Here is a 24,293-nt window from a genome sequence, read left to right on the forward strand (position 1 = left end):
TCTCGTCCCTGTCCCGGGCGTGGTTGGCTTTCCTCCGTGGCCGCGAACCGTCCGACCCCGAGGAGCCGACCCATGAGCAGCAACCCGTCCGCGCCCGCCCGCCGTGCCCTCGTCACCGGGGCGTCCTCCGGCATCGGGGCCGCCGTGGTCCGCCGCCTGCGCGCCGAGGGCTGGCGGGTGGTCGCCGCCGCGCGGCGTGCCGACCGGCTCGAGGCGCTCGCCGCCGAGACCGGGGCCGAGGCCTACCCCCTGGACATCACCGACGACGCGGCGGTCGCCGCGCTCGCGGCGCACCTGGAGGCGACCGGCGGGCTGGACGCCGTGGTCAACAACGCCGGCGGGGCCCTGGGCCAGGACCGGGTGGAGGACGGCGACGTGGACGGCTGGCGGCGCATGTACGAGCTGAACGTGCTCGGCACCCTGCGCGTCACCCAGGCGGTGCTGCCCCTGCTGCGCGCGTCGGCCGAGGCGGCGGGGCCCGACGGCGGGTCCGACGTCGTCGTGGTGACCTCCACGGCCGCCCACGGCGCCTACGAGGGCGGGGCCGGGTACACCGCCGCCAAGCACGCCGAGCGGATGCTGTCCACGACCCTGCGCTGGGAGATCGCCGGCGAACCGGTCCGGGTCATGGAGATCGCCCCGGGAGCCGTCGCCACCGAGGAGTTCTCCCTCGTGCGGTTCGACGGCGACGCCGACCGGGCCGCGGCCGTGTACGAGGGCTACCAGCCGCTGCTCGCCGAGGACGTCGCCGACGCGGTCGCCTGGACCCTGACCCGCCCGGCCCACGTGAACACCGACCTGATGGTCATCCGGCCGCGGGCGCAGGCCCACAACCAGAAGATCGCGCGCACGGGCGTGTGACGGTCCGACCGGCCCGGGTCACGCCGGCCGGTCCGCGGCAGCCGCCCGGTCCGGTCCGGTCCGGGACCGGGCGGTCAGCGCCACCACGGGCAGCACGGCCAGGGCCAGCAGCCCGCCGCCGAGCGAGAGGACGGCGAAGCTGCTGGACGCCACGACGAAACCGGACCCGAGCCCGCCGGCCGCTCCCGCCAGCGCGAGCGTGAGGTCGACCGCGCCCTGGGTGCGGGCCCGGGTCGCCAGGGGCAGCGACGACGTGAGCATCGCGGTGCCGGACACCAGCCCGAGGCTCCAGCCCAGACCCAGCAGACCGAGGCCGACGGCGAGACCGACGACGGACGACGACGGCACGAGCCCGGCCACGAGACCGGAGGCCAGCAGCGTCATGGCCGCGGCGACCGCCACCCGGAGCGGCCCGAACCGGTCGGTCAGCCAGCCGGACAGCGGCGAGGGCAGGTACATCATCCCGACGTGCACGGCGATGACGAACCCGGCGGTCGACACCGCGTGCCCGTGGTCGGCCATGTGGACCGGCGTCATCGTCATGATCGCGACCATGACGGCCTGCGTGAGGACCATGACCGTCCCGGCGACGAGCACCGCGCGGCGCACGGCCCCGGGGTCCTCGGCCGCGGTCTCCGCCGGGGCGTCGTGCGCCGTCGCGCCCGGTACGGCGTCGTCCGTCTCCGGGACCTCGACCGCGGCGGGCACCGTCGCGTTCTCGACCGCCTCCTCGTCGAGCCGCCGGGCCAGCAGCAGCGGGTCGGGCCGCAGCGCGACCCCGAGTACGATCCCGGCCGCCGCGTAGGCGGCGCCGCCGAGGATGAACGGGCCGGTCAGCGCCGGCAGACCCCAGCCCGTGGCGACGTCGCTCATGACGCCCACGAGGTTCGGGCCGGCGACGGCGCCCAGCGTCGTGGCGACCAGCACGGTGCTCAGGGCCCGGGCCCGCCGGTGCGGTGCGGCGAGGTCGGCCCCGGCGTAGCGCGCCTGCAGGTTGGTGGCCGTGCCCGCGCCGTAGAGCGCGAACGCCCCCAGGAGTACCCAGACGTTCTGGGCGGCCGCGGCGGCAACGACGACGAACGCGCCGACGGCGCCGGCGACGTAGCCGGCGGCGAGACCCGCGCGGCGGCCGTGGCGCTGCGACAACCGGCCGACGGCCAGGGCCGCCAGGGCGGACCCGCCGGTGAACAGCGCCGCGGGGAGGCCGGCGAACCGTGCCGAGCCCAGCAGGTCCGTCACGAGGAGCGCGCCGACGGTGATGCCGGCCGCGAGTCCGGCGCCGGACAGCACCTGGGCGAGGACCAGGACGCGCAGCGTGCGGCGCTGCACCTCCACGACGGGACGGGTGGATGCCGGGGCGGCGGACATGGTCCTCCAGGTCGTACGCGCAGGGATACCCCGCAGGGTACTCCTGAAAGCCGGTGCGGTTCCGGCGCGGCGCGGGCTACCATGGTCCGCACAGGCGTCGACCCGGCCATCACCGGCGAGCCTCCGGAAGAAAGGCGCGACCCGGCGCCGAGTAGAACCGGACGGGTGGGCCCGTCACAGCCTCCGACGAGCGGTGGACGGGTTCCTCGAGGACACGGTCCGCAAGCGGGGTGGTACCGCGGCCCGGCACCTGAGTCGTCCGCCAGGACGGCGCGGGGAGCCGACGTCGTCCTCGCAGTGCACCACGACGACCCGTACCGCCCGCTCGTTCAGGAGAGCCCGCCCATGGCCTACCCGCTGCACCGCACGTCCGACGGCGCCGCCGACGCGCCCACCGCCACGCCCGGCGAGGCGTTCGGCATCGCCGGCGTCCCCGCGTCCCCGCAGCTGCCGCAGATCGAGCGCGACGTGCTGGCGTACTGGGAGGCCGACGACACCTTCCGCGCCTCGGTGGCCAAGAACCCGGCGGGGGAGCACGGCGAGAACGAGTTCGTGTTCTACGACGGCCCGCCCTTCGCCAACGGCCTGCCGCACTACGGCCACCTGCTGACCGGCTACGTCAAGGACGTCGTGCCGCGTTACCAGACCATGCGTGGCAAGCACGTGGAGCGCCGCTTCGGCTGGGACACCCACGGTCTGCCCGCCGAGCTCGAGGCGATGAGCCAGCTCGGCATCAAGACCAAGGACGAGATCCTCGAGCTCGGGATCGAGAACTTCAACGACGCCTGCCGCTCCTCGGTGCTGAAGTACACCGCCGAGTGGCGCGACTACGTCACCCGCCAGGCGCGCTGGGTCGACTTCGACCACGACTACAAGACCTTCAACCCCGACTACATGGAGTCGGTGATCTGGGCGTTCTCCGAGCTCCACCGCAAGGGGCTGGTGTACGAGGACTTCCGCGTCCTGCCGTACTGCTGGAACGACCAGACGCCGCTGTCCAGCCACGAGCTGCGCATGGACGACGACGTCTACCAGAACCGCCAGGACCCGGCGGTGACGGTGGGCTTCGAGGTCCTGACCGTGCCGGAGCGCGCCGCGTCGGCCGGGCTGACCGCGGGCGACCGGCTCCTCACCTGGACCACGACGCCGTGGACCCTGCCGTCCAACCTGCTCGTCATGGTCGGGACCGACATCGACTACGTGGTCGTCGAGGCCTCGCCGACGGGGTCGCCGCAGCGGTTCGTGCTCGCCGAGGCGCGCCTGGACCACTACGCCCGCGAGCTGACCGACGAGGGCGCCGAGGCCCCGCGCGTCGTGGCCCGGCTGACCGGTCGCGACCTGCTCGAGACCACCTACGCCCCGCCGTTCTCCTACTACGCCGGTCGCGAGCGCGCCCACCGCGTCGTCGAGGCCGACTTCGTGACCACCACGGACGGCACCGGCCTGGTGCACTCCGCCGGCGCCTTCGGCGAGGACGACAAGATCGTCTGCGACCGCGAGGGCGTGGCCAGCGTCATGCCGGTCAAGGCGGACGGCACGTTCACCGCACCGGTCGAGGAGTACGCCGGCCTGCAGGTGTTCGACGCCAACGCCCCGATCATCGACCACCTCAAGGCCCGGACCCGTGGCGAGGCCGACACGGGGTCCGTCAGCGCCGGGACGGTGCTGCTGCGCCGCGAGTCCTACGACCACGCCTACCCCCACTGCTGGCGCTGCCGGCAGCCGCTGATGTACATGGGCGTGTCCTCCTGGTTCGTCGAGGTCACGAAGATCAAGGAGCGGATGCTCGAGCTCAACGAGCAGATCGCCTGGACCCCGGACCACATCCAGCACGGCCAGTTCGGCAAGTGGCTGGAGAACGCCCGCGACTGGTCGATCACGCGCAACCGGTTCTGGGGCTCCCCGGTGCCGGTGTGGAAGTCCGACGACCCCGCCTACCCGCGCGTCGACGTCTACGGGTCCTTCGCGGAGATCGAACGGGACTTCGGGCGGCTGCCGCGCAACGCGGCGGGCGAGCCGGACCTGCACCGTCCGTTCGTCGACGACCTCACCCGGCCGAACCCCGACGACCCCACGGGGCGCTCCACGATGCGTCGCGTCGAGGACATCCTGGACGTCTGGTTCGACTCCGGCTCGATGCCGTACGCCCAGGTGCACCACCCGTTCGAGAACGCCGACTGGTTCGAGCACCACTACCCGGGCGACTTCATCGTCGAGTACATCGGCCAGACGCGCGGCTGGTTCTACACGCTGCACGTCCTGGCCACGGCGCTGTTCGACCGCCCGGCCTTCCGGTCGGCGGTCTCGCACGGCATCGTGCTGGGCTCCGACGGACGCAAGATGAGCAAGTCGCTGCGCAACTACCCGGACGTCACCGAGGTCTTCGACCGGGACGGCTCGGACGCCATGCGGTGGTTCCTCATGGCCAGCCCGATCCTGCGCGGCGGCAACCTCGTGGTGACCGAGGACGGCATCCGGGACGCCGTGCGCCAGGTGCTGCTGCCGCTGTGGAGCACCTACTACTTCTTCACCCTCTACGCGAACAGCGCGCAGGATGGCGCCGGGTACGTCGCGAAGCCGATCACGGGCGATCGCGTGCCGGGTCTGCCGGCCCTCGACCGCTACCTGCTGGCCCGCACGCACGACCTCGTCGGCACCGTCACCGAGCAGCTCGACGCCTACGACGTCGCCGGGGCGTGCGAGACCGTCCGCGAGCACCTCGACGTGCTGACGAACTGGTACGTGCGCACCCAGCGCGACCGCTTCTGGGCGGAGGACGCCGACGCGTTCGACACCCTGTACACCGCCCTCGAGGTGCTGTGCCGCGTCATGGCCCCGCTGGCCCCGCTGGTCACCGAGGAGATCTGGCGCGGCCTGACCGGCGGCCGGTCGGTGCACCTGGCCGACTGGCCGAGCCTGGAGGCGCCCGCCGGCGCGACCGTCGGCTGCGCCGAGGCCGAGGCGCTGGTCGCCGACGACGCACTCGTGGCCGCGATGGACGAGGTGCGTGCGGTCGTGTCCTCGACGCTCGCGCTGCGCAAGGCCCACCAGCTCCGCGTGCGCCAGCCCCTGGCCCGCCTCACGGTCGCGGTGCCGGACCCGGAGGCGCTCGCGGGCTACACCGGGCTGCTCACCGGGGAGCTGAACGTCAAGGCCGTCGACCTGGTCCTGGCCGACGCCGCGGCCTCCGAGCGGTTCGGGATCACCGAACGGCTGGCGGTCAACGCCCGGGCGGCCGGGCCGCGCCTCGGTCGCGGGGTGCAGGCGGTCATCAAGGCGGCCAAGGCCGGGGCGTGGCACCAGGCCGACGGCGAGGTCGTCGTGACCACCGACGACGGCGACGTGCCGCTGCTCGCCTCCGAGTACGAGCTCACCACCGTGGTCGGCGACGAGGCCGGCGCCGACGTCGCGGCGAGCGTGCTGCCGGGCGGCGGGTTCGTCGTCCTGGACCTCGCGCTCGACGACGCCCTGCGTGCCGAGGGGTACGCCCGCGACGTCGTGCGGGACGTGCAGGACGCCCGCAAGGCCGCCGGGCTCGAGGTGAGCGACCGCATCGCGCTGACGCTCGAGGTCCCGGCCGGCGACGTGGAGGCCGTCGAGGCGCACCGCGACCTCGTCATGCGCGAGACGTTGGCCACGTCGATGACGGTGACCGGCGGCGACGGCGAGCGCACCGTCCAGGTGGCCAAGGCCTGACGCGGCCCGGCCCGCTCGCCCTCGCGGGTCAGGACGGTTCCTCGCGAGTCAGGACGACCTCTCGCGGGTCAGGACGCCGCGTGGAGAGTCAGGACGGATCCGTCCTGACTCGCCGCGTGCGGTCCTGACTCGCGACCGGGTGCCCTGATTCGCGGGACCGTGCCCTGACCCGGCAGGGGAGGGTGGGTGACCCGTGCGCTGATCCGGCGGACGGTCGCGTAATCTCGTGGCGTGAATGACGAGCAGGGCAAGACCAAGAAGCAGAAGGCCGACGAGCGCAAGGCGGCCCGCGCCGCGGCGGAGGACGCGGCCGCGTCCGAGGACCTCGAGCGCATCTACGCCCACATCGTCTCCCGCGCGCCGGAGCACGACGTCTCGCCGACCCTCGACCGGGTCGCGCGGCTGCTCGAGCTGCTCGGGGACCCGCAGCGCACCTTTCGTGCGATCCACCTGACCGGCACGAACGGCAAGTCCTCCACCGCGCGGATGGCCGAGCGCCTGGTCCGGGAGCACGGGCTGCGCACCGGGCTGTTCACCTCCCCGCACCTGAGCAGCGTCACCGAGCGCATCCAGGTCGACGGCGAGCCGCTCGGCGCCGTCCGGTTCGTCGAGACCTGGAACGACGTGTACCCGTACGTCCAGGTCGTCGACGCGGAGCTGGAGGAGGCCGGGCAGTCCCGCCTGAACTTCTTCGAGGTCCTCACCGGTCTCGCCTTCGCCGCCTTCGCCGACGCGCCCGTCGACATCGCCGTGCTCGAGGTCGGCATGGGCGGCACCTGGGACACGACCAACACCGCCGACGCCGACGTCGCCGTCATCACGCCGATCAGCGTCGACCACGAGAAGTGGCTGGGGTCGACGCCGGCGGAGATCGCCGCGATCAAGGCCGGCATCATCAAGTCCGACGCGACGGCGTTCTCGGCCGTGCAGCGTCCCGAGGTCGACGAGGTCCTCGCCGAGCGGGCCGTCGAGGTCGGCGCCCGGCTGCTGCGCGAGGAGGTCGACCTCGAGGTCGTGGCGCGCCAGGTCGCCGTCGGCGGGCAGATGGTGACGCTGCGCACCCCGCTGGCCACCTACACCGAGATCTTCGTCCCGCTGCACGGTGAGCATCAGGCGCACAACGCGCTCCTGGCGCTCGCGGCCGCCGAGCAGGCCCTCGGGGGCCGTGCCCTGGACGGGGGAGCCGTGGAGACGGCGTTCGCGGACGTCAGCGTCCCCGGGCGGCTGGAGCTGGTCCGGTCCAGCCCGACCGTGCTCGTCGACGTCGCGCACAACCCGCACGGCGCCGAGGCGCTGGTGGCGGCCCTCGACGAGGCGTTCACGCTGCGCACCGTGGTGGGCGTCGTCGGGCTCATGGCCGACAAGGACGCCGAGGGGCTGCTCGCCGCGCTGGAGCCGGGGATGTCGCAGGTCGTGCTGACCCGCAACTCCTCGGACCGGTCGGCCGACCCGTTCGCCGTGGCGGAGATCGCCCGGGAGATCTTCGGCGACCACCGGGTCCACGTCACCGAGCGCCTGGACGAGGCGCTGCAGGTCGCCACGGACCTGGTCGAGTCGGCGGACACGGTCGGCATCGGTCACGGCACGGGCATGGTGGTGACGGGTTCCGTCGTCACCGTGGCGGACGCCCGCCTCCTCGTCGGCCGCGGCTGACGGGCACCGACGCCGGGCGGGTGGTTTTCCCGCGCACGCTGCGACGTCTCCGGCACGGGTGTTGGATAGGGATCGGACACCCCGCGCTGAGGAGGTTGTGCGATGAAGAAGTTGCTTGACGACCCGGCACAGGCCGTCACCGATTCGCTCCGAGGATTCGGTCTGGCCCATGCCGACCAGATCTCGGTGCACACCGAACCCAACTTCGTGACCCGGGCCGGCGGGACGCCCGCCGGGCAGGTCGCCGTCATCAGCGGTGGCGGCTCCGGGCACGAACCGCTCCACGCCGGCTTCGTCGGAGCGGGCATGCTGGACGCCGCCGTGCCCGGGGAGGTCTTCACCTCGCCGACGCCGGACCAGGTCCTGGCGGCGGTGCAGGCCGCCGACGCCGGGGCGGGCGTGCTGCTCATCGTCAAGAACTACACCGGCGACGTGCTGAACTTCGAGACGGCCGCCGAGCTGGCCGAGGCCGAGGGCATCGAGGTCGCCAGCGTGCTGGTGAACGACGACGTCGCGGTGGAGGACTCGCTGTACACGGCCGGCCGTCGCGGCGTGGCGGGCACCCTGGTGGTCGAGAAGGTCGCCGGTGCCGCGGCCGCCCGGGGCGCCTCCCTGGCGGAGGTCGCCGCGTTGGCAGAACGTGTCGTGGCCGGGGTGCGCTCCATGGGCGTGGCCCTCACCGCCTGCACCGTGCCCCACGTCGGGCGGCCGAGCTTCGACCTGGCGGACGACGAGGTCGAGATCGGCATCGGGATCCACGGCGAACCGGGCCGTCAGCGCGTCCAGGCGGCCGGGGCCAGCGACATCACCCGCCGGCTGGTCGACTCCGTCCTCGACGACATCGACCTCGCCGCGGGGTCCCGGGTCCTGCTCTTCGTCAACGGCATGGGCGGGACGCCCGCCAGCGAGCTCTACGTCGTGTACGGCGTCGCCCGGCAGATGCTGGCCGACCAGGGCGTCGAGGTCGTGCGCTCGCTCGTGGGCAGCTACGTGACGTCCCTGGAGATGCAGGGGGTGTCGGTGACCGTCGCCGTCCTCGACGACGAGCTCCTCGAGCTCTGGGACGCGCCGGTCCGGACCCCGGCCCTCACGTGGTGACCGAGCTCGACGTCGGATGGGCCGAACGATGGATCCGGCAGGCGGCGAGCGACCTCAAGGCGGGCCGTGACGAGCTGACCGAGCTGGACCGCCGCATCGGGGACGGGGACCACGGCAACAACATGGACCGCGGCTTCACCGCCGTCGTGGCCAAGCTCGACGGCCAGGAGGCACCCGCCGAGACGGTCGGGCAGGTGCTGAAGCTGGTCGCCACCACCCTGATGTCCACCGTGGGCGGGGCGTCCGGGCCGCTGTACGGCACGGCGTTCCTGCGGGCGTCGAAGGTCGTGGACGAGGCCACGGCGGACGCGGGCCACCTGGTGTCCCTCCTGGAGGCCGCCACGGAGGGCATCGTCGCCCGGGGCCGCGCGCACGTGGGGGAGAAGACGATGGTCGACGCCTGGCAGCCGGCCGTCGAGGCCGCCGAGAGCGCCGCGGAGTCCGGTGACGCCGTCGCCGTGCTGCGGGCCGCCGCGGAGGCGGCGGAGGCGGGTGCGGTCGCCACCGTCCCGCTCGTGGCGACCAAGGGCCGTGCCTCCTACCTCGGCGAGCGCAGCGCGGGCACGGAGGACCCGGGCGCGCGGTCGACGGCGATGCTGCTGGCCGCGGCCGTGACCGCCGCGGAGGGAGCGGCGGCGTGAGCGTCGCCCTGGTGCTCGTCTCGCACTCGACACGCCTGGCCGACGGCGTCGCCGAGCTGACGGCCGAGATGGCGCCGGACGTCGTGGTGCGCTGCGCGGCGGGCGACGTCGACGGCGGGCTCGGGACCTCCCTCGAGCGGGTGCAGGAGGCCCTGGACGCCGCGCTCGCGGGTGCCGCGTCCGCCGTCGTGCTCGCCGACCTCGGGTCGGCGGTGCTCACCGTGGAGTCGGCGCTCGAGATCGACCCCGACCTCACGCGCCGCGTGCGCCTCGTCTCGGCCCCGTTCGTCGAGGGTGCGGTCGCCGCGGCGGTCACGGCCCAGCAGGGCGCCGGGTTGGACGGCGTCGTGGCCGCGGCCGAGGACGCCGCCCGGTCCATCGGACCGGAGCCGGTGTACGAGCTCGTCGAGTCCTCGGGGGCCGAGGGGCCACCGGTCGCGGCGACGGGCACGCAGGGCGAGGTGGTCCCGGAGCCGGGGGCACCCTCGTCGGGTGCCGCGGACGAGGTCAGCGCCGTCGTGGAGATCCGCAACCCCCTCGGGCTGCACGCCCGTCCGGCCGCCGTCGTCGCCCGCTCGGTGGCGGACCTGGGCGTGCCCGTGACGGTCGAGGGGGCGGACGCGGCCAGCGTGCTCGCCCTGATGTCGCTGGGCACGACGGCGGGGCAGCGGGTGACCGTCACGGCCCGGGGCGAGGGCGCCGACACCGCGGTCGCGCTCGTGACGGGACTCATCGAGGGCGGCTTCGGCGAGGCGTGAGATCGGTCACCCCGCCGCCGGCGGGAGGGTCCCGCGGGCCGGATACCCTGGGACGGTGAGCCGCACGAAGGACGACCGCCCCCGCCCCGGCGACCGCATCACGCCGCGCAAGCCGGCGAAGGTCCAGTTCGCCGCAACGATGCTCCAGCTCGAGGCGTTCGTGGTGCTGTTCGCGGCGCTGGCCCTGTACGGCCTGCGCGACTCCGAGTTCGAGCGCGGACCCCTGGTCATCGACTCCATGGCGGCGATGTGGACCGTCACGGGTGTGCTCTTCGTCGTGCTGGTGGTGCTCTCCCGGCTGGTCTCGCGGCCGGGCGGGTACGTCGCAGGCACGGTGGTGCAGGTCCCGGTGCTGGCCCTGGGTCTGCTGCTGCCGATGATGTTCCTCGTGGCGGGGATCTTCGTCGTCCTGTGGGTCGTCGCGCTGCGGCTCGGCGCCCGCATCGACGCCGAGCGCGCCGCGTACGACGCCGAGAACCCGGGCACCGCACCCAACGCGTGAGCGCCGCGCGGTTAGGGTGACGGCATGACCCAACCGACCACCTCTGCCATCGAGCGCACGCTGATCCTCGTCAAGCCGGACGGCGTCCGGCGCGGCCTGTCCGGCGAGATCCTGCGGCGCGTCGAGGCCAAGGGCTACACGCTCGCCGCCGTCGAGCTCGTGCACGCCACCCCCGAGCAGCTCGCCACGCACTACGCCGAGCACGAGGGCAAGCCCTTCTACGCCCCGCTGGTGGACTTCATGCTGTCCGGCCCGACCCTGGCCGTCATCGCCGAGGGCGACGGCGTCATCGCCGGGTTCCGGTCGCTGGCCGGGGCCACCGACCCGACCGCCGCGGCGCCGGGCACGATCCGCGGCGACCTCGGCCGCGACTGGGGCCTGAAGGTCCAGCAGAACCTCGTGCACGGCTCGGACTCGCCGGAGTCGGCCGACCGCGAGATCGGCATCTGGTTCCCGCAGTCCTGACGTACCGACCCGCGGTACCGCCCCGACGCCGCACGGCGCAGCGGGCGGAGGGACGTCCTCCGCCCGCGGCGCGGCCGCCGGGAACGCCGGGGCAGATGCGCGGGTTCCTCGGCGACGGCGGATAGGCTCGCCGTCGTGCACCTCAAGACGCTCACCCTGCGCGGCTTCAAGTCGTTCGCCTCGGCGACGACGCTGAGGTTCGAGCCGGGGATCACGTGCGTCGTCGGTCCCAACGGGTCCGGCAAGTCCAACGTCGTGGACGCCCTGTCCTGGGTGATGGGGGAGCAGGGTGCCAAGTCGCTGCGCGGCGGCAAGATGGAGGACGTCATCTTCGCCGGCACGGCGGGTCGCCCGCCGCTGGGCCGTGCCGAGGTCTCGCTGACCATCGACAACACCGACGGCGCGCTGCCGATCGACTACACCGAGGTCACGATCTCGCGGACGCTGTTCCGCAGCGGCGGGTCCGAGTACGCCATCAACGGCAGCACCTGCCGGCTGCTGGACGTCCAGGAGCTGCTCAGCGACTCCGGCATCGGCCGGGAGATGCACGTCGTCATCGGCCAGGGGCAGCTCGACGCCGTGCTGCGCGCCACGCCCGAGGAGCGGCGCGGCTTCATCGAGGAGGCCGCGGGTGTCCTCAAGCACCGCAAGCGCAAGGAGAGGGCGCTGCGCAAGCTCGAGGCGATGGCCGGCAACCTCGCCCGGCTGACCGACCTCACCACCGAGCTGCGGCGTCAGCTCGGCCCGCTGGGCAAGCAGGCCGAGGCGGCCCGCAAGGCCCGGGCGGTGCAGAGCGAGGTCCGTGACGCACGGGCCCGGCTGCTGGCGGACGACCTCGCCCAGCTCGGTGCACGGCTCGAGCAGGAGCGTGCCGACGAGGCCGCGCTGAAGGAGCAGCAGCGAGCCACCGAGGAACGGCTGGCCACGAGCCGGCGGCGGCTGACGGGGCTCGAGGCGACCGCGGCCGGGACGGGTCGCGCCGCGGCGCGCGCCTCGGAGACCGTGCACGCCCTGGACGGGCTGCGCGAACGCCTGCGTGGGCTGGGTTCGCTGGCCGACGAACGGGTGCGGCTGCTCGGCACGGCCGAGCCCGAGCACCGCGGCCAGGACCCGGACGAGCTCGACGCCCAGGCCGAGCGCGCGCGGGTGTCCGAGGCGGAGCTGGCCCGCGAGGTGGAGCTGGCCCGCGAGGCGCTCGAGGCCGCCGAGGCACGCCGCGCGGACGCCGAGCGCGTCGCCCAGGACGCGGAGCGCGAGCTCGCCACCCTGCACCGTGGGGCGGCGGACCGGCGGGAGGGGCTGGCCCGCCTGGCCGGTCAGGTGTCCACGTGCCGCAGCCGGGTCGAGGCGGCCGACGCGGAGATCGAGCGGGTGCGGGACGGGCTCGCGGAGGCCGAGCGCCGCGCGGAGGAGGCCGCCCGGGAGTTCGCGACGCTGGAGGCGGAGGCCGTCGGCGCCGAGGCCGGTGAGGAGGGGCTCGACGCCGAGCACGAGCAGGCCGCCGAGGACCTCGCCCGCGCGCGGGAGGCCGTCGACCGGCTCACGGACCTCGTGGCGACGGCCGAGAAGGACCGCGCGACCTGGTCGGCCCGGGTCGAGGCCCTCGAGCTGAGCCTGGACCGCAAGGACGGCGCCGGCGCGCTGCTCGCCGCCGACCAGCCGGGCGTGCTCGGTTCCGTCGCGGCGCTGCTCGGCGTGGAACCGGGGTTCGAGGAGGCGGTGGCCGCGGCGCTCGGCCCGTTGGCCGACGCCGTGGCGGTCGAGAGCCTCGAGGCCGCCGTGGACGCTCTGCGGCTGCTCCGCGACGACGACGGCGGACGGGCGGGTCTCGTGGTCGGCGCGTCGGCGCCCTCCGCGACGGGCCGGGACCTGGGTGAGCTGCCGGCCGGCACGCGACCCGCGGTGGACGTGGTCACGGCCTCGGGAGCGGCCGGTGCCGCGGTGCGGACGCTGCTCGCCGACGTCGTGGTCGTCGAGGACCTGGCCGAGGCGCGGGCGCTCGTCGCCGCGCGCCCCGACGTCGTCGCCGCCACCCGGGCGGGCGACCTGCTCGCCGCGCACCGTGCCTCCGGCGGTTCGGCCGCCGCGCCGAGCGTGCTGCACCTGACCGGCGCCCTGGACGAGGCGCGTGCGGGACTCGAGGACGCCGAGCGCCGCGCGCAGCGGCACGGGGACGAGCTCACCGCCGCGCGCGGGGCGCGTGACGCCGCCCAGGAGCGCCACGACGAGACGCTCGGGCGGCTGCACGAGTCCGACGCCGCGCTCGCGGCGGTGGCCGAGCAGCTCGGGAACCTGGGCGCGGCCCGGCGTGCCGCTCAGACGGAGGCGCAGCGCCACCGCGCGACGATGGACTCCGCGACCGAGCGGCGCCGCACCGCGCAGGAGGAGCTCGTCGGGCTGCAGCGCCGGCTGGAGGTGGCCGAGGCCGAGCCGGCCCGTTCGGAGGAGGACGTGGCGGCGGCGACCGCGGCGCGCGACGCGGCGCAGCAGGCCGCGACGGTGGCGCGCCAGGCGGAGACGGAGACGCGGCTCGCCCTGCGCACGGCCGAGGAACGGGCCCGCGCGGTGGCCGGGCGTGCCCAGGGGCTCGCCCGGGCGGCCGAGCAGGAGCGGCAGGCGCGGGAGCAGGCGGCGCTGCGCGCACGCCGCCGCGCGGCGCAGGCGGCCCGGGCGGCGGAGGTGCGGGCGGACGTCGGTACCGCGCTCGACGCCCTCGGCCGCTCGATCGAGCGCGCCCGGGACGAGCAGGCTCGCGCCCGGGCCGACCGGGACCGGCAGCGACGGGAGGTCGACGAGGTGCGGGCCGAGGCGGAACGTCTGGCCGGCGAGCTGCGCGACCTGACGGACGCGGCGCACCGGGACGAGGTCGCGCGGGCCCAGCAGGTCGCGCGGCTGGAGCAGCTGCAGACGCGCGCCGTCGACGAGCTCGGCACGGATCCCGACGTGCTCGTCGAGGAGTTCGGGCCGCACCACCCGGTGCCCGTGGCCCGCCCGGCGGACGCCGCCGAGGACGACCCGGACCCGGCCCCCGTCCCGTACGTGCGCGCCGAGCAGGAGAAGCGGCTGGCGTCGGCGGAACGCGCCCTCAAGCGGATCGGCACGGTCAACCCGCTCGCGCTGGAGGAGTTCGCGGCCCTGGAGGAGCGGCACCAGTTCCTCGCCGACCAGCTCGCGGACCTGAAGAAGTCGCGGGAGGACCTGCTGCAGATCGTCGCCGACATCGACGACCGGGTGCAGCAGGTGTTCGCCGAGGCGTTCCGGGACACCGCCGAGCAGTTCGAGGGTGTGTTCTCCCGGCTGTTCCCCGGCGGCGAGGGCCGCCTCGTCCTCACCGACCCCAGCGACCTGCTCACCACGGGCCTGGAGATCGAGGCCCGGCCGGCGGGCAAGAAGGTCAAGCGCCTGTCGCTGCTGTCCGGGGGCGAACGGTCGTTGACGGCCGTCGCCTTCCTGGTCTCCATCTTCAAGGCGCGCCCCAGCCCGTTCTACGTCATGGACGAGGTCGAGGCCGCCCTGGACGACGTGAACCTGGGGCGCCTGCTGGAGATCTTCCGCGAGCTGCGCGACGACTCGCAGCTCATCGTCATCACCCACCAGAAGCGCACGATGGAGATTGCCGACGCCCTGTACGGCGTGACGATGCGCGGCGACGGTGTGACGACGGTCATCTCCCAGCGGTTGAGCGAATCCGCCGAGGCGGGGTGACAATGCTGCCGTGGTCACGTTCGTCGTCTGGTCCCTCGCCTCGCTGCTGCTGTGCGCAGCGGTGTTCCTCGTGGCGAGCGTGATGGAGAACGGGGACGACGACGGCGAGGGTCTGCGCGGCTTCGTGCGGGACTTCCGGGCGGGGCTGAGGAACCGGGGCGCCGCCCCGCCCCCGCCCCCGGTGGACACGGACATGGACGCCTTCTTCGCGGCCAACGTCGAGGAGGCTCCGGGGTACGTCGACGCCGACGAGCTGTCGGACGCGCTGCAGCGCGCCCAGGGCCGCGTCCGTCCGCACGCCCCGGTCATCCGGCCCCTGGGCTCCGTCCGTCCGCGCGCCCCGAGGACCGGGTCGTCGCCGCCGGCCGGCGACCGCTGACGTCCCTCCCGCCCGCGGTCTGGGAGACTGAGGGACCGTGACTGACTTTCTCTGGCTCTGGATCCTTCTGGGTGTCGTCGTGGTCGTGGGGTTCGGCTCCGCGCTCGTCGTCCCCCGCCTGCGTCGTGGCCGCTCCGACGGCTCCGCGACCATCACCCGGCCGCCGGAGGCGGCCGAGGACGCCGCTGACGACAGCGCCGGCGCCGAACCCGCTGCGACCGCGACCGCGGTCCTGGAGCGTCCCGCCCCGGCCGAGGGCCGCATGGTCCGGCTGCGCGACCGGCTGGCCCGGTCCGGCTCGCCGCTGGGTGCCCGGCTGCTGACGATGCTCTCGCGCGAGCAGCTCACCGAGGACGACTGGGACGAGATCGAGGAGACGCTGCTGCTGGCGGACCTCGGCACCGGCCCCGCCGAGGAGCTCCTGGAGGCGCTGCGCACGCGGGTGCGGGTGCTCGGTGTGCGCGAGCCGGCGGCGGTGCGCGACCTGCTGCGCGAGGAGCTGCTGAAGATCGTGGACCCGACCCTGGACCGGTCCCTGGCGCTGGACCGGCCCGTGGTCGACGGCGAGACCAAGCCGGCGGTCGTCCTCATGGTCGGCGTCAACGGCACGGGCAAGACCACGACGGTCGGCAAGCTCGCCCGCGTCCTGGTCGCGGAGGACAAGTCCGTGGTGCTCGGTGCCGCCGACACCTTCCGTGCCGCGGCCGCGGACCAGCTGCAGACCTGGGGCGCGCGCGTCGGGGTGGAGACCGTCCGGTCCGACCGGGACGGCGCCGACCCGGCCGCGGTGGCGTTCGACGCCGTGCGGACCGGCGCCGCGGACGGCGCGGACGTCGTCGTGGTGGACACGGCCGGACGCCTGCAGAACAAGGCGGGCCTGATGGACGAGCTCGGCAAGATCTCCCGCGTCATCACGCGCGAGGCGCCGCTGGGGGAGGTCCTGCTCGTCCTGGACGCCACGACCGGGCAGAACGGGATGCAGCAGGCGAAGGTCTTCTCGGAGGTCGCCGGCGTGACCGGCATCGTGCTGACGAAGCTCGACGGCACGGCCAAGGGCGGGATCGTCGTCGCCGTCCAGCGCGAGCTCGGCGTGCCCGTGAAGCTGGTCGGGCTCGGGGAGGGACCGGACGACCTGGCGCCCTTCGACCCCGAGGACTTCGTGGACGGGATCCTGGGGCTCTGACCCGGGGTCACGGGCGGATCACGGGAAGGTCACGACGGCCCCCAGGTGTCTCGCAGTCCGGACAGAAACTGGATGTTTACCCTCGGTGGGCGTTCGTCACACGGACGTAACGTCCGGACACTCCAGGTGAAACCCCGCGACGTCACGGTGGTCACCGACCGGCCACACGGGCTGGCGAGGGGAGTAACACACGATGGAGCTGGATACCGGAGTGACCGCGTGGATGCTGACCTCAGCATCCCTCGTGCTCCTGATGACGCCGGGACTGGCGTTGTTCTACGGAGGCATGGTTCGCGGCAAGTCCGTCCTGAACATGATGATGATGTCCTTCGGCGCGATGGCCGTCGTGGGGGTCATCTACGTCCTGTGGGGCTGGTCGATGTCCTACGCCACCGGCGTGGGGCCGGAGGGCTACTCGCTCTTCGCCAACCCGTTCGAGCAGTTCGGTCTCGGCGGAGGTGCGATCCTCGACGAGTCCGGCGGGTTCGTCGGTGAGGGCCTGCCCGTCGTCGTCGACGTCGGCTTCCAGGCCACCTTCGCGATCATCACCGTCGCGCTCGTCTCCGGTGCGCTCGCGGACCGCGTCAAGTTCGGCACCTGGATGGTCTTCGCGGGCCTCTTCGCCACGCTGTCGTACTTCCCGCTGTCGCACATGGTCTGGGGCGGCGGTCTGCTGTCCGACGCCGGGCCGTTCGTCTTCGGGGACGCCGCGCCGATCGACTTCGCCGGCGGCACCGTGGTGCACATCAACGCCGGTGTGGCCGCCCTCGTGCTGGCCCTGATCGTCGGCAAGCGCAAGGGCTTCGGCCGCGAGCCGATGCGTCCGCACAACCTGCCGTTCGTCATGCTCGGTGCCGCCCTGCTGTGGTTCGGCTGGTTCGGCTTCAACGCCGGTTCCGCCTACGGCGCCGACGGTGCCGCGGGTCTGGCCTGGGTCAACACCACCACCGCGGCCGCCGCGGCGATCATCGGCTGGCTCGTCACCGAGAAGCTGCGCGACGGCTCGGCCACCTCCCTGGGTGCCGCCTCGGGCGTCGTCGCCGGCCTGGTCGCGATCACCCCCGCCGCGGGCGACGTCTCGCCGGTCGGCGCGATCTTCGTCGGCCTCGTCGCCGGTGTGCTGTCCGCCTTCGCGGTGGGCCTGAAGTTCCGGTTCGGCTTCGACGACTCGCTCGACGTCGTCGGCATCCACCTCGTGGCCGGCCTGTGGGGCACGCTGTCCCTCGGCTTCTTCGCCACCGGCACGGGCCTCTTCTACGGCGGCGACTTCGCCCAGCTCGGCGTGCAGGCGGTCATCGCGCTCGTCGCGATGGTGTTCGCCGGTGTCGTGACCCTGGTGATCGGACTGGCCCTCAAGGCCACCATGGGCTGGCGCATCCCGGAGGACGCCGAGGTCAGCGGCATCGACCTCGCCGTGCACTCCGAGACCGCGTACGAGACGATCCAGCAGGGTTCTGTCATCAAGGAGGTTCGTTCATGAAGCTCGTCACCGGAGTCATCCAGCCGCACCGGCTCGACGACGTGAAGTCGGCTCTCGAGGCATCGGGGGTCCGGGGCATGACCGTCAGCGAGGCCAGCGGGTACGGCCGGCAGAAGGGCCACACCGAGGTCTACCGCGGTGCGGAGTACACCGTGGACCTGGTGCCGAAGGTCCGGATCGAGGTCCTCGTCGGTGACGCGGACGCCGCGTCCGTCGTCGACGTCGTGGTCAACGCGGCGCAGACCGGCAAGATCGGTGACGGCAAGGTCTGGACGGTCCCGGTCGAGGACATCGCCCGGGTCCGCACCGGCGAGCACGGCGACGCCGCGCTCTGACGCCGATGGCCGACCACCCGATCCCGGGCGGCGGCCCCGCGCAGCAGGCCCCGCACCCCACCCCCGGGGTGCGGGGCCCTGTCGTCGGGCTCCGCGACGAGCTGCTCGCCGCCGCACGGGACCTCACCGGTCCGGGACGCTCCGGCGTCGCCCGCCGGGCCACCCTCCAACAGCTCGTCACCGACCGCGTCGGCGCGCTGTACGCCGAGGCCACCGCCGGCGTCGACCCCACCGGGCTGGCGCTCGCCGCGGTCGGGTCGCTGGGCCGCGGCGAGCTCGGGCCGCTGTCCGACCTCGACCTCGTGCTCGTCCACGACGGACGCACCCACAAGCCCGACGAGCTCGCGCACGTCGCCGAACGCCTCTGGTACCCCCTGTGGGACTCCGGCGTCGACATCGACCACGCGGTGCGCTCGCTCAACCAGACCCGGCAGCTGGCCATGCGCGACCTGCCCGCCGCCGTCGGCTGGCTGGACGTGCGTCCCGTGGCCGGCGACGCCGTCGTCGTCCACCGGGCGGCCTCCGGGATCCTCACCGACTGGCGGTCGGCCGCCCGGCGACGGCTGCCCGAGCTGCTCTCCAGCGTCCGTGAGCGGGCCGAGCGGTCCGGCGACCTCGCCTACCTCATCGAACCCGACCTCAAGGAGGCCCGCGGGGGCATCCGGGACGCGGTGGTGGTCTCGGCGCTGGCCGCGACGTGGCTGACCGACCGGCCGCACGGTCGGGTGGACGCGGCGTACGCCCACCTGCTGGACGTCCGGGACACCCTGCACGTCGTCACGCGCCGGCGGTCCACGCGCCTGCTGCTGGCCGACCTCGACGAGGTGGCCGCGCGCTGCGGCCACGACGACCCGGACGAGCTCCTGGCCAGCCTCGCCGAGGCCGGGCGCGAGATCTCCTTCGCCCTCGACTCCACCGTGCGGCGGGCGCGGCAGGCGCTGCAGCGTCCGGCGGCACGTCGGCCCGTGGTGGTGCGCGGTCGTCGCCAGCCACCCCGGCTGCGGTCGGTGGGGGACGGGCTGGTCGAGCACGACGGTGAGCTCGTGCTCGGTGTCAACGTCGTCCCGGCCGAGGACCCGCAGCTGTCGCTGCGCGCCGCGGCGACGGCGGCACGCACCGGCCTGGTGCTCTCCCCGGTCACGATGCAGTCGTTGGCCGAGTGCCCGCCGGTCCCGGAGCCCTGGCCCTCGACGGCGCGCAGCCACCTGCTCACGCTCCTGGCCTCCGGACCGGCGCAGATCCACGTGTGGGAGGCCCTCGACCTCGCCGGGGCGGTGACGACCTGGATCCCGGAGTGGGCGGACGTGCGCAACAAGCCCCAGCGCGCCGCCGTCCACCGTCACACCGTGGACCGGCACCTCGTGGAGACCGCGGCGCTCGCCACCGGGGTGCGCAAGCGGCAGATCGCCGACGGCGTGCCGTCTCGCCTGCTGCCGTCGGACCTGCTGCTGGTCACGGCGATCCTGCACGACATCGGCAAGCGCCGGCGGGCCGCGAGCACGGACCACTCGGTCGAGGGCGCGACCGTGGCCCCCGGGATCGTGCGCCGGATGGGATTCCCGGAGCCGTTCGTGGCCGACGTCGAGCGTCTGGTGCGCCATCACCTGACCTTGTCGGGGCTGGCCACGCGGTCCGACCCCGAGGACCCGGCGACGGTGCGGACCCTGCTGGAGGCCGTCGACCACCGCGCCGACCTGCTGGAGGTGCTGCGGGCCCTGACCGAGTGCGACGCGACGTCGCTGGGCCCCGCCGGGTGGACCGGCTGGCGGGGCAGTCTCGTGGACCAGCTCACGCAGCGGGCGCGTGCGGCCCTCGCCGAGGAGACGGCGAGCGAGGGCGGGTCGGACGACCGCGGGTCGGCCCGGTAGGCTAGGGGACCGCACTTCATCCATCCCGTGAAGAGGACCACCTGGTGTTCAACTCCCTGTCGGACCGTCTCTCTGCGACGTTCAAGAACCTGCGCGGCCGGGGACGGCTCTCCGAGGCGGACATCGACGCGACCGTGCGGGAGATCCGGCGCGCGCTGCTCGATGCCGACGTCGCCGTGCCCGTCGTGCGGGAGTTCACGCGCGCCGTGCGCGAGCGTGCGCTCGGCGCCGAGGTCTCGGCGGCCCTCAACCCCGCCCAGCAGGTCGTCAAGATCGTCAACGACGAGCTCGTCGAGATCCTCGGCGGCCAGACCCGTCCGCTGTCGCTGGCGAAGAACCCGCCGACGGTCATCATGCTGGCCGGCCTGCAGGGTGCGGGCAAGACGACCCTGGCGGGCAAGCTGGCGCTCGCGCTGAAGGAGCAGGGGCACACCCCGTTGCTCGTGGCGGCGGACCTGCAGCGGCCCAACGCGGTGACCCAGCTCTCGGTCGTGGCCGAGCGCGCCGGGGTGCCGGTGTTCGCGCCGCACCCGGGCAACACGTCGAGCGAGGACATCGACGCGGTCATCGGCGACCCGGTCGGGGTGGCCCGCGACGGCGTCGGCGAGGCGCGGTCCAAGCAGCACGACGTCGTCATCGTCGACACCGCCGGTCGGCTCGGCGTCGACCAGGTGCTCATGCAGCAGGCCTCCGACATCCGCTCGGCGATCGACCCCGACGAGGTCCTGTTCGTCATCGACGCGATGATCGGTCAGGACGCGGTCAGCACCGCCAACGCGTTCGCCGAGGGTGTCGACTTCACCGGTGTCGTGCTGTCGAAGCTCGACGGCGACGCCCGCGGTGGTGCCGCGCTGTCGGTGGCGAAGGTGACCGGTCGCCCGATCATGTTCGCCTCGACCGGCGAGAAGCTCACCGACTTCGAGGTCTTCCACCCCGACCGGATGGCGTCGCGCATCCTCGACATGGGTGACGTGCTCACCCTCATCGAGCAGGCGGAGAAGGCGTTCGACGCCGAAGAGGCCGAGAAGATGGCGGCCAAGGTCGCCGGCGGCGAGGACTTCACGCTCAGCGACTTCCTGGTGCAGATGCAGCAGATGAAGAAGCTCGGGTCGATGAAGAAGATGCTCGGGATGATGCCCGGCATGGCCCAGATGCGCGAGCAGATCGAGAACTTCGACGAGCGCGAGGTCGACCGGGTCCAGGCGCTCATCCAGTCGATGACGCCGGCCGAGCGGGACAACCCGAAGATCATCAACGGCTCGCGCCGGGCGCGGATCGCCCGCGGTGCGGGGCAGACCACCGCGGCCGTCAACGGCCTGCTGGACCGCTTCGCCCAGGCGCAGAAGATGATGCGCCAGATGGCCTCCGGCGGCGGCATGCCGGGCGGTGGCCCCGGCGGCATGCCGGGGATGCCCGGGATGCCGGGCATGCCGGGCGGCGGCAAGAAGTCCCGCGGCAAGCAGGCGCCCAAGAAGAAGATCAAGGGCAAGTCCGGCAACCCGGCCAAGCGGGCCCAGCAGGAGCGCGAGGCCATGCAGCGGGCCCTGGGTGGCGGCGGCCGCAAGCCGGCGTCGGCGGGCTCGGCCTTCGGCGTCGGCGGCGACCAGCCCGAGGCCGCGGACGTCGAGAACCTCGAGCTCCCGTCCGACGTCAGCAAGCTCCTCGGCGGCCGGTGACGCCGGTAGGCTGACGACATGTCGGTGCCGCACGTCCCCCTGCACGTCACCGGACGGATCCTGCTCGACGGCGACCGTGAGGTCGGCGAGATGTGGGTCCGCGACGGACGCCTGAGCCTGCTGCGCCCGACGCCGCAGGGCAGCGCCGCCACGGAGCTCGAGGGGTGGGTCGTCCCGGGGCTCGTGGACGTGCACTGCCACGTCGGGCTCGACTCCGGGGGAGCCACGGACGTCGGGACGGCCGCCAAGCAGGCGCTCGTCGACCGGGACGCGGGAGTCCTGCTGATCCGCGACGCCGGGTCGCCGCTGGACACCTCGTGGGTCGCCGACCGTGCCGACCTGCCGCGGCTCCTGCGGGCCGGCGCCCACCTGGCGCGGCCCAAGCGCTACCTGCGCCACTACGGGCTCGAGCTGGACGACGTCGCGGACCTCCCGCGGGTCGTCCGCGAGCAGGCACGTGCCGGGGACGGCTGGGTCAAGCTCGTCGGCGACTGGATCGACCGGGACCTCGGCGCCGACGGCGACCTGCGGCCCCTGTGGCCCGTGGACGTGCTGACCGAGGCCGTCGCCGCGGCCCACGCCGAGGCGGCCCGGGTGACCGTGCACGCCTTCTCGGAGGAGGTGGTCCCGGACCTGCTCGCCGCCGGGGTCGACGGCATCGAGCACGGCACCGGCCTGACCGAGGACCAGATCGCCGAGGTGGCCCACCGCGGCATCGCGGTGACGCCCACCCTGCTGCAGGTCGACCAGTTCGAGAACATCGCCGCGCAGGCCGACGGGAAGTACCCGGTCTACGCCGCGCGGATGCGCCGCATGCACGCGCGCCGCTACGAGCAGGTGCGCGCCCTGCACGAGGCGGGGGTGCCGCTGCTGGTGGGCACGGACGCGGGCGGCACGATCTCGCACGGTCGGATCGCGGACGAGTGCGCCGAGCTGGTGGCGGCGGGCATCCCGCCCGCGGAGGTCGTGGCCATGGCCACGTGGCGCGCGCGATCCTTCCTCGGCCAGGCCGGGATGGTCGAGGGCGCCAGCGCGGACTTCGTGGTCTACCCGGCCGACCCGCGCGAGGACATCGGCGTGCTGCGCCACCCGACGGCCGTCGTGCTGCGGGGACGCGTCGTCGCACCGTAGCGGCGTGCGCCGGGTCGGCGTGTGACGCACCTCCGGGTTGGGGGTGGGCCGCGCGTCTGGCACAATGGCGGGGTACTCGGCGTGCCCAGGCCCCTCTCACCTGCGCGCGCCCGGTCCTGATCCGATCGTCCGCCGGAAACCCCACCCGCGTGACGTCCCGGACACCCCACAAGCACAGGAGAGTCCACACCCGTGGCCGTCAAGATTCGTCTGAAGCGTTTCGGCAAGATTCGCAGCCCGTTCTACCGTGTCGTCGTGGCCGACTCGCGCACCAAGCGCGACGGTCGCGTCATCGAAGAGGTCGGCAAGTACCACCCGACCGAGGAGCCCTCGTTCATCGAGATCGACTCCGAGCGCGTGCAGTACTGGCTCGGCGTCGGCGCCCAGCCGACCGAGCAGGTCGCCGCCATCCTCCGCGTCACCGGTGACTGGCAGAAGTTCAAGGGTCTCCCGGGCGCCGAGGGCACCCTGAAGACCAAGAAGCCCGCCGCCGAGACGACGTCGGCCGTCGACGCCGTCAACGCCGAGGCGGAGAAGGCCAAGGCGAAGGCCTCCGCCGCGAAGGACGCCGACACGTCGGCCGACACCGAGGCCGAGGCCGAGGCCTGATGCTGGCGGACGCCCTCGAGCACCTCGTGCGCGGCATCGTGGACAACCCGGACGACGTCCGGGTGTCCGCCCGCACGCAGCGCCGGGGCGACCTGCTCGAGGTCCGGGTGCATCCCGACGACCTCGGTCGCGTGATCGGTCGGGGCGGCCGGACCGCCAAGGCGCTGCGCACCGTCGTCGGTGCGCTGGCGACCGACGGTCCGGTGCGGGTCGACGTCGTGGACGTCGACCGCCGCTGACCCGCCCGGCGCGGCACAGAGCAGTCTCGACGAGGCCCGGTCCCCCCGCGGGGCCGGGCCTCGTCGTGTTCACTGGGCACGGGCGGCCCGAGGAGAAGGAGACGACATGGAGCTGGTGGTGGCCCGCGTGGGCCGTGCGCACGGACTGCGGGGCGAGGTCTCGCTCGAGGCGCGCACCGACGTGCCCGACGAGCGGTTCGCCGTCGGGGCCGTGCTGAGGACCGACCCGGCGGGCGCCGGACCGCTGACCGTCGAGAGCGCGCGGACGCACCAGGGTCGCTGGCTGGTGCGTTTCGCCGAGGTGGCCGACCGCACGGCGGCCGAGTCGTTGCGCGGCATCGAGCTGCTGGTCGACGTCGAGGACTCCGTCGAGGAGGACGCCTGGTACCCGCACGAGCTGCAGGGACTGCGGGCCGAGCTCGGCGACGGGACCGTGGTCGGCGAGGTCGTGGGGCTGGAGCACCTGCCGGCGCACGACGCGCTCGTCGTCCGGGAGGACGGGGGAGCCCGGACGCTCGTCCCGTTCGTGCGCCCCATCGTGCCCGTCGTCGACGTCCCCGGCGGTCGGGTCGTGCTCGACCCGCCCGGAGGGCTCCTCGCGCGCGACCAGAGCGCGGACGGCGACCTCGGCGAGCCGGAGGCCTGA

General features: G+C 74.0%; 20 protein-coding genes. 19 read left to right on the forward strand and 1 reads right to left on the reverse strand.

Annotated features, from left to right (window positions below; genetic code table 11):
• Positions 1-72 precede the first annotated feature (72 nt).
• Positions 73-861 (forward strand): SDR family oxidoreductase, encoded by a 789-nt coding sequence (locus Q6347_RS10620; RefSeq protein ID WP_171246843.1) that lies wholly within the window; start codon positions 73-75, stop codon positions 859-861.
• An 18-nt stretch (positions 862-879) separates the two neighbouring features.
• Here the strand turns inward: Q6347_RS10620 and Q6347_RS10625 are convergent, their stop codons facing one another.
• Entirely contained in the window at positions 880-2,229 is a 1,350-nt protein-coding gene (locus tag Q6347_RS10625) for an MFS transporter (protein WP_304607330.1), read from the reverse strand.
• 345 nt (positions 2,230-2,574) lie between these two features.
• Here Q6347_RS10625 and ileS point away from each other — a divergent pair, with 345 nt between their 5' ends.
• From ileS to rimM, 18 genes are all read left to right on the forward strand, one after another.
• Complete coding sequence (gene ileS, locus Q6347_RS10630; protein ID WP_304607331.1) at positions 2,575-5,925, forward strand: isoleucine--tRNA ligase; 3,351 nt, start codon at positions 2,575-2,577, stop codon at positions 5,923-5,925.
• A 231-nt stretch (positions 5,926-6,156) separates the two neighbouring features.
• A complete protein-coding gene (locus tag Q6347_RS10635; RefSeq protein ID WP_304607332.1) occupies positions 6,157-7,578 on the forward strand; it encodes a folylpolyglutamate synthase/dihydrofolate synthase family protein in 1,422 nt (473 codons plus the stop codon).
• Positions 7,579-7,680: 102 nt separating this feature from the next.
• Complete coding sequence (gene dhaK, locus Q6347_RS10640) at positions 7,681-8,676, forward strand: dihydroxyacetone kinase subunit DhaK (RefSeq protein WP_304607333.1); 996 nt, start codon at positions 7,681-7,683, stop codon at positions 8,674-8,676.
• The gene (dhaL, locus tag Q6347_RS10645; RefSeq protein ID WP_304607334.1) at positions 8,673-9,317 is read left to right on the forward strand and encodes a dihydroxyacetone kinase subunit DhaL; all 645 of its coding nucleotides are present in this window, start codon (positions 8,673-8,675) and stop codon (positions 9,315-9,317) included. The genes dhaK and dhaL overlap by 4 nt, the downstream gene beginning before the upstream one ends.
• Entirely contained in the window at positions 9,314-10,075 is a 762-nt protein-coding gene (dhaM, locus tag Q6347_RS10650; protein WP_304607335.1) for a dihydroxyacetone kinase phosphoryl donor subunit DhaM, read from the forward strand. The genes dhaL and dhaM overlap by 4 nt, the downstream gene beginning before the upstream one ends.
• A gap of 55 nt (positions 10,076-10,130) precedes the next feature.
• On the forward strand, positions 10,131-10,577 hold the full coding sequence (locus Q6347_RS10655; RefSeq protein ID WP_304603638.1) for a DUF4233 domain-containing protein: 447 nt from the start codon (positions 10,131-10,133) through the stop codon (positions 10,575-10,577).
• A 24-nt stretch (positions 10,578-10,601) separates the two neighbouring features.
• Entirely contained in the window at positions 10,602-11,042 is a 441-nt protein-coding gene (gene ndk / locus Q6347_RS10660) for a nucleoside-diphosphate kinase (RefSeq protein ID WP_304603639.1), read from the forward strand.
• Between the two features lie 135 nt (positions 11,043-11,177).
• Positions 11,178-14,747 carry a chromosome segregation protein SMC gene (smc, locus tag Q6347_RS10665; protein WP_304607336.1) on the forward strand — a complete coding sequence of 1,190 codons (3,570 nt, stop codon included), beginning with the start codon at positions 11,178-11,180 and terminating at the stop codon, positions 14,745-14,747.
• 10 nt (positions 14,748-14,757) lie between these two features.
• On the forward strand, positions 14,758-15,126 hold the full coding sequence (locus Q6347_RS10670; protein ID WP_304603641.1) for a hypothetical protein: 369 nt from the start codon (positions 14,758-14,760) through the stop codon (positions 15,124-15,126).
• A gap of 37 nt (positions 15,127-15,163) precedes the next feature.
• Positions 15,164-16,309 carry a signal recognition particle-docking protein FtsY gene (gene ftsY / locus Q6347_RS10675; RefSeq protein ID WP_304603642.1) on the forward strand — a complete coding sequence of 382 codons (1,146 nt, stop codon included), beginning with the start codon at positions 15,164-15,166 and terminating at the stop codon, positions 16,307-16,309.
• Between the two features lie 193 nt (positions 16,310-16,502).
• Positions 16,503-17,789: an ammonium transporter gene (locus Q6347_RS10680; protein WP_304607337.1), complete on the forward strand. Its 1,287-nt coding sequence runs from the start codon at positions 16,503-16,505 to the stop codon at positions 17,787-17,789.
• The gene (locus Q6347_RS10685; RefSeq protein ID WP_171246855.1) at positions 17,786-18,124 is read left to right on the forward strand and encodes a P-II family nitrogen regulator; all 339 of its coding nucleotides are present in this window, start codon (positions 17,786-17,788) and stop codon (positions 18,122-18,124) included. The genes Q6347_RS10680 and Q6347_RS10685 overlap by 4 nt, the downstream gene beginning before the upstream one ends.
• A gap of 5 nt (positions 18,125-18,129) precedes the next feature.
• Complete coding sequence (locus Q6347_RS10690; RefSeq protein WP_304607338.1) at positions 18,130-19,992, forward strand: HD domain-containing protein; 1,863 nt, start codon at positions 18,130-18,132, stop codon at positions 19,990-19,992.
• A gap of 44 nt (positions 19,993-20,036) precedes the next feature.
• Entirely contained in the window at positions 20,037-21,668 is a 1,632-nt protein-coding gene (ffh, locus tag Q6347_RS10695; protein WP_304607339.1) for a signal recognition particle protein, read from the forward strand.
• Between the two features lie 18 nt (positions 21,669-21,686).
• On the forward strand, positions 21,687-22,799 hold the full coding sequence (locus Q6347_RS10700) for an amidohydrolase family protein (protein ID WP_304603646.1): 1,113 nt from the start codon (positions 21,687-21,689) through the stop codon (positions 22,797-22,799).
• A gap of 192 nt (positions 22,800-22,991) precedes the next feature.
• Complete coding sequence (rpsP, locus tag Q6347_RS10705; RefSeq protein WP_171246859.1) at positions 22,992-23,408, forward strand: 30S ribosomal protein S16; 417 nt, start codon at positions 22,992-22,994, stop codon at positions 23,406-23,408.
• On the forward strand, positions 23,408-23,647 hold the full coding sequence (locus Q6347_RS10710) for an RNA-binding protein (RefSeq protein WP_171246860.1): 240 nt from the start codon (positions 23,408-23,410) through the stop codon (positions 23,645-23,647). Before rpsP ends, Q6347_RS10710 begins: the two co-directional genes overlap by 1 nt.
• Before the next feature lie 106 nt (positions 23,648-23,753).
• Positions 23,754-24,293, forward strand: a complete 540-nt coding sequence (gene rimM / locus Q6347_RS10715) for a ribosome maturation factor RimM (protein WP_304607340.1) — start codon at positions 23,754-23,756, stop codon at positions 24,291-24,293.

Origin of the sequence: Isoptericola sp. b408, from assembly GCF_030588085.1 — a bacterium.
GTDB lineage: Bacteria > Actinomycetota > Actinomycetes > Actinomycetales > Cellulomonadaceae > Isoptericola > Isoptericola sediminis.